The sequence below is a fragment of the Bradyrhizobium sp. 31Argb genome (assembly GCF_043638955.1).
Lineage (GTDB): Bacteria > Pseudomonadota > Alphaproteobacteria > Rhizobiales > Xanthobacteraceae > Bradyrhizobium.
In genome coordinates this window covers 1-5,667 of sequence record NZ_JBEGDB010000394.1, presented here as the reverse complement: position 1 = coordinate 5,667, position 5,667 = coordinate 1, and the positions used below count along the sequence as shown (strand labels likewise).

6 protein-coding genes and 2 pseudogenes are annotated in these 5,667 nt (G+C 59.4%); 7 read left to right on the top strand and 1 reads right to left on the bottom strand.

The genetic code is table 11. The features are described 5' to 3' along the window. Positions 1-174 precede the first annotated feature (174 nt). Entirely contained in the window at positions 175-312 is a 138-nt protein-coding gene (locus AAFX91_RS38340; protein ID WP_245287665.1) for a hypothetical protein, read from the top strand. Positions 313-559: 247 nt separating this feature from the next. Then, positions 560-877, top strand: coding sequence for a hypothetical protein (locus AAFX91_RS38335; RefSeq protein ID WP_207231136.1), 318 nt, complete (start codon positions 560-562; stop codon positions 875-877). Between the two features lie 298 nt (positions 878-1,175). Here the strand turns inward: AAFX91_RS38335 and AAFX91_RS38330 are convergent, their stop codons facing one another. Further along, the gene (locus AAFX91_RS38330) at positions 1,176-3,182 is read right to left on the bottom strand and encodes a hypothetical protein (RefSeq protein WP_165421299.1); all 2,007 of its coding nucleotides are present in this window, start codon (positions 3,180-3,182) and stop codon (positions 1,176-1,178) included. 596 nt (positions 3,183-3,778) lie between these two features. Here AAFX91_RS38330 and AAFX91_RS38325 point away from each other — a divergent pair. The 5 genes and pseudogenes from AAFX91_RS38325 to AAFX91_RS38305 all read left to right on the top strand — a co-directional run. After that, positions 3,779-4,381, top strand: a pseudogene (locus AAFX91_RS38325) (MBL fold metallo-hydrolase); the annotation flags it as partial. Positions 4,382-4,406: 25 nt separating this feature from the next. Further along, positions 4,407-4,814: a hypothetical protein gene (locus AAFX91_RS38320; protein ID WP_051397283.1), complete on the top strand. Its 408-nt coding sequence runs from the start codon at positions 4,407-4,409 to the stop codon at positions 4,812-4,814. After that, a complete protein-coding gene (locus tag AAFX91_RS38315; protein ID WP_035692697.1) occupies positions 4,811-5,044 on the top strand; it encodes a hypothetical protein in 234 nt (77 codons plus the stop codon). The genes AAFX91_RS38320 and AAFX91_RS38315 overlap by 4 nt, the downstream gene beginning before the upstream one ends. Continuing rightward, positions 5,044-5,226, top strand: coding sequence for a terminase small subunit (locus AAFX91_RS38310; RefSeq protein ID WP_028168835.1), 183 nt, complete (start codon positions 5,044-5,046; stop codon positions 5,224-5,226). Before AAFX91_RS38315 ends, AAFX91_RS38310 begins: the two co-directional genes overlap by 1 nt. 116 nt (positions 5,227-5,342) lie before the next feature. Beyond that, positions 5,343-5,591 (top strand): annotated as a pseudogene (locus tag AAFX91_RS38305) (IS110 family transposase); the annotation flags it as partial. Positions 5,592-5,667 lie beyond the last annotated feature (76 nt).

The window sequence follows — 5,667 nt, the reverse complement described above, 5'->3', positions numbered from 1 at the left end:
ACACCGATCCGATTCGGTATCGCCGCCCCAATCCTGACGGTCAGTTCTCCGGTAACATCCTTGGTGAGGCAATGCGGGGTCAAACAGCGCGCCGAATGACACTTCGAGGAGCTAACCGGGGATCACGCGCGTGAGGATGAATGGTCTGGGCCGCACGGATTTGCCATCGGCGGCATGATGCAGGCCAACACTGCTTCCCTTGCCGAAGAATATTTCGCGGCGGCCAATGAGCTGGTGGATAGGATTAGGGAGAAGCGCATTGCGGACTACCAGATAGGCAACGCCGCGCTATTCCTCTTCCTCCGCCAATAGCACGCGTTCTTTGCGGGCATGGACAGTCAACTTGAAACGGATGCGCACGAGCGCAAGGCGAGTCATTCGATGCACGATGCCGGGCGGCCATGGGTTGTCGGCGGCATCCGCATCCGCCCTGCCAACGGCAGCACGCTCATGGCGACGGTGGGCAGCATCGACAAGTACATGGAGCGCCACGTCATCGGTGCGGGCAAGGAGAAGTATCCCGACAACGCTCTGTCGGTCCGCGCGAAGCGAGATAGCCGTGGCCGTCTCGCTTCTGATCAAGCCCTACGGATCGATTGGCAGTGCGCCGGTGCATACCGTTGTGCGCCGCCAGTTGAAGCGCATGGACGGTCAGAAGCGGAAGCCGTTCCAGATCGTGAGCAACGGCAAGGTGCTGATCGTGCGTCGTCGCACGAAGAAGCGGCTGCCGCTGCAAACGCTCGCGGTGCTTCAGGGCAGTGCGACGATCAATGAGCATTGGGATTTTCTCGGGACCGTGTCGGGCGTTGTCCAGGCGCGCTTCCCGCAGCACTTCTATCGCGCGGTGGTCTGCAGCGACGCGATAGAGGGTCCATGAGCGAATCGACTCCACCGCCCCTTTGGTCGGGAAGGTTCATGAGCGAAATGACTCCCCCTCGTAATAGACGACGCACGGTTCTACTCGCGCTCGCGATCTCGGCATCTTGAGCCCGACGGTCCCCATGGCTCTGGCCGATGAACTGCACAGCGACCAAGATAACTCTTTGCAGAAAATGCAAACAACTCGGACTACGGCCATACCAGCGATGTCAGCCCCTTCGACCAAGACCTCGGGCCTGCTAAGGATCAGCGCGCCGCATTACTGTGCTGGGGCGGACGTCATCGACGGGATCGTGTCAGGCAGTGTCGCGCCGATCATTCGCTACATGCGTGGATGGCGCATCGAGTGCATGATTGTCCCGTCGCCCGTGAAGCTCGTCATGCAACTGTTTTTCCAGTCGCTGAAGCTCCTCTGAAGGGTCGGAGACTGCTGACGGCATGGCTTCATCATCCAGATGATCCAGCACTCGCCGAAGCTCTCCCTGAGGGAGCTGCTCTGAATGGAATGCGGCTTGCGCCTGAATGAAAGCCGACGGGGCGGGGTGATCATCTCGCCTTTCGTGAAGCTCCTCTGCGGATTCGGCATCAAGCAGTCGCCGAAGCTCCCCTGGAGAGAACTGCTCGGGATCAAAAGTAAACTCTTCCGGATCGATGGAGAACGACAGAGCAGGATGATTGTCTCCTAGTCCGTGAAGCTCGTCATGCAACTCTTTTTCCAGTCGCTGAAGCTCCTCTGAAGGGTCGGAGACTGCTGACGGCATGGCTTCATCATCCAGATGATCCAGCACTCGCCGAAGCTCTCCCTGAGGGAGCTGCTCTGAATGGAATGCGGCTTGCGCTTGAATGAAAGCCGACGGGGCGGAGTGTTCATCTCGCCTTTCCTGAAGCTCCTCTGCTGGCTCGTCATCAAGCGGTCGCAGAAGGTCCTCTAGAGAGAACAGCTCGGGATCCAAAGTAAGGTCTTCCGAATCGATGGAAAACGACAGAGCAGAATGATTGTCTCCTAGTCCGTGACGCTCGTCATGCAATTGTTTTTCCAGTCGCTGAAGCTCTCCCTGCGGGAGCTGCTCTAAACGGAATGCGGCTTGCGCCTGCATGAAAGCCGATACGGCGGGGTGACCGTCCTGTTCTTCCTGAAGCTCCTCTAGCCGAGTACCCGCTTGGTGCGGCACGCTGTGCTGCGCAGCGGCGTCGTCGATGCGCCGCGGTTCCATCAGCGCCGCGGTTTCGGGATTGATGAGGGCGACGTTCTGGGGGGAAGGATTAAGCTCAGCGCGAGGGCCGCCGGGTTTCTTGGGCACGACTACTCCCGTCGCCCGCAAGGTGCGGAAATACTCTAAGGATCTAAGGAGTTTCGCAGTATTCCCTCCGGGGTATTTGTGTATGGCACCATCGTCGATCAGCGACTTGCTGTCCAGCCGAGCAACAATGCCCGGTCGGTTATCTTTGAACAGCCAACGGCTATAGTTAATGAGGCGGCTTCCATGCTCATGCGCCCCTTGGCTGCTCATGCCGCCCTCTATGAGGGCGTGCTCAAGCTTCAGGACGACAGCAGCATCCTCGGAATAAAGAGGCCGCTTATCCGGATGCCCTCGGACTATGACGCCTGTTGCTGCAACCCGCGGTGCACCGCTACTTTCTGCTGAAGCGGCGTTCGCGCTTGACTGTCGGTATATCACAACCTCTTCAAGATCGGGCAGCGCCCTCTGTCTCTTCGCTGCTCTCGATTGAGCCGCGTCATGCTCATGATTGATAAGGACCCCTTCGCTTGGCAGGAGATTGCTCCTGGCGCGTGCATCCGTCCTTTCGCCAAGGGATTGTTGGACATCGTTAGATGCGTCTTTCCCTGAGGAGAGCGCGCGCGGTTCCTCGCGAGAAACTAAATGACTGGTGCCATGATACGCACGAAGGACGGCCACCGCTTTCTTCATTTTGTTGTCTTTCGGAAAGAAAGTAGTTGCGTGCTCGAGCAGGGACTTGTGGTTTGCTAGATCGGTCGTCTGGCCGCGAGCGCGGAGATCATTCCCAAGTCGACGAAGTGCCTGAGTATAGCCTCTAACCGTTTCAGGTTTTGGCTTTTTCTGAGCCGCATATTGAGTGATCACGCTATCGATAAAGTTCCGGTCTTTTGTAGACAGATGTGGATAGCTGGAGGGCCTGCTGGCAACGGGAGCGGCCTGGCTTGCCTGGGCCAAGTGCTGCTCAAATTGGCGGGCCTGGCCCGTCTGCGGCTCTTCCGAAGCGGCGTGCTGCACCTGCGACGAAGCTGCCACATTAAATGGATCAAAGTCTTGCGGGTCCACGTTAGCCTCACGTTCAAGATTACCTGAGCAGGTCTCCTACTGTGGGAAGCTGTCGAGAACCTGACGTGGCCATGGTCACGCAGCGTTCGCACCCGCCAACCTCGGAACCGACATCGCTCGGGATCAGCATCCATGATCTAGCTCTTCGCACCTCTTGCCGGCTTCGAGCATCTCGCAGAGTTGTAACACTTTGGGTCCTGCCAGGGCCCTTCCCCATGCGGGTGACGCGCGACCGCCCGATATCGCTAGATACAAAATTTCAAAAGGCGCTTTCTGTTCTCGGGTCGGTTGCAGGATGGGGGCCCCAGGCGGACCCGGAAAACATCGAACTGGCGATTTTTGACGGGCGAAATTGATATTTTGGTCCGGCGTCGTCCGGCGGACTGAGGGGATACCGAAACGCGCTCGAAAGAAACAATACCGATTGAGACCGTATAGATCCAATCGGAGCCTTCCTTTCATGATCGTTATCGGCCTCAAGGGCTTTATCGGGTCCGGCAAGACCACCGTGGCCCGCCATCTCATCGAGCGCCACGGGTTTGTGCGCGGCCGGTTCGCTGGCGCGCTGAAGGACATGCTGCGCGCCTACCTTCGCTACCCTCGACGTCGTCGTCCAGATGCTCGCGGGCTTGTGGGGAGAAGGGCGTGCGCCCGTTCCGCTAGATCTCGTTCCGCTGGCGACCGGCCAGGTTCTCGACGCCGGCGCCTTCACGATCGGGTGCTTTCCGATCCCCCACCGCGACACAGACAGCTTCGGGTTTTCCTTCGAAAGTAAGGTCCGTCGCCATCTTCGGCCAGACCGCCTTTCGGCCCTCGGGGTGCCGGACGGTCCCGTGCGCAAGGAGCTGGCGGAAGGAAGGCCCGTTACACTCGCGGATGGCAAGACGATCGATCCCGAAGACGTCCTCGGGCCGCCGGAGGGACGCAAGAAGCTTGTCATCGTTGGCGATACCGAGACTGTCGATGGCCTGGCTGAGCACGTTGGCGATGCCGACGTGCTGGTGATCGAGGCGACTTTTCTCCAACGCGATGCGTCCATCGCCCGCGATTACGGGCATCTTACCGCGGCCGAAGCCGCCACGCTCGCGGCAACGACGGGCGTCAGGCTGCTCATTCTGACACACATTTCCGGTCGCTATCATGATGAGGAAATATTGGCCGAGGCGAGCAAGAGGTTCGCGAACACTCGAGTATCGGCACTGCGACGAAGCCACCATCGAGCGCATGATCGAGGGCGATCTGAAAGAGAAGCCGACGCCCTGGCTGGGTGGCCGGTCGCCCCGACACGCGATGGAAGGGCTCGGTGGTCTTTGGGGCCGCGACCATATGGGTTCGGACTTCTGGATCGGCACCGAGACCGACAAACTCTACATCGAGACCCCGAAGCGCGTCGTCTTCGAGGATGTGAGGCACGCCAATGAGGGCGAAGCCATCGACCGCATGGGTGGATGGGTCATCGAGATCGTCCGCCCCGGCCTTATCCCGCAGGATCATTTCACCGAGAAGGCCGAGCTTGAAGTCAAGGCGCATCGGTCGGTCCTCAACTACCAAGGCGACATGGCGTCCACCTTCCGCCAGATGGACATCGTCGTCGCTGATCTCGCTGCTCGGGCGGATCGGGGGCTCGCATGAAGCTGTCCCAGGCATGCGACTTCGAGCGCCTTCTGAAGCGACGCGACGAGCTGTGCGGAGCGCGCCGCATTGCAGATCACGGCGATGGTCTCGGCGTGACGATCAGGGGCACGTATCAGGACGCCGAGATGGTCGCAGCGGTCAAGGCCGCCGTTGTCGCCGAGCTTAATCGGCGCATCGCGGCCATCGACACCGAACTGACCGCTATGGGCGTCGAGATCGACGAATAATGGGCAAGGTCGTCAACCGGCAAGAGCTTGCGGACATCTTCGGCTATTCGCTGCCGACGATTTCCGCATGGGTCGAGAACGGAATGCCGGTCAAATCTCATGGTGGTCGGGGCAAGCAGTTCGAGTTCGACACTGAGGACGTGCTGAAGTGGCTAAAGCCCTCGGAGCCGTGTGGCCGATAAGCGGTCGGTATCGGGCGAAGCGGACATCGACGAAGATTTATGATGGGGTGGACGCCCCGCCGACGGCATCGATGTGCCAAAGTGGAGGTGTTTAGCACCACTTAAGGGAGGCGTCCGTGTTGCAGGTTAGCACAATCGGTCTGGATATCGCTAAGCATGTTTTCCACGTTCATGGAGCGGACGGGAAAGGACGGGCTGTATTCAGCAAACGGATCAGCCGAGGAAAGCTCTTGGATTTCTTCGCAGCCCAGCCGCGTTGCACGGTAGCTTTAAAGGCATGTGGCGGAGCCCATCACTGGGCGCGTCAGCTCACCCAGCTTGGCCATGAAGTTCGGCTGATCCCGCCCGCCTATGTAAAACCGTTCGGTGCGCCCCGACGGCGCGTATTACCAGTGGAGGAAGGATCCACCCAGAGAGTTGTCGATTGATCTGGTAGCTGAC

Coding starts and splice junctions, on each gene's coding strand:
- AAFX91_RS38310 (WP_028168835.1), top strand. CDS start 5,044: ATGGGCAAGGTCGTCAACCGGCAAGAGCTTGCGGACATCTTCGGCTAT.
- AAFX91_RS38320 (WP_051397283.1), top strand. CDS start 4,407: ATGATCGAGGGCGATCTGAAAGAGAAGCCGACGCCCTGGCTGGGTGGC.
- AAFX91_RS38340 (WP_245287665.1), top strand. CDS start 175: ATGATGCAGGCCAACACTGCTTCCCTTGCCGAAGAATATTTCGCGGCG.
- AAFX91_RS38315 (WP_035692697.1), top strand. CDS start 4,811: ATGAAGCTGTCCCAGGCATGCGACTTCGAGCGCCTTCTGAAGCGACGC.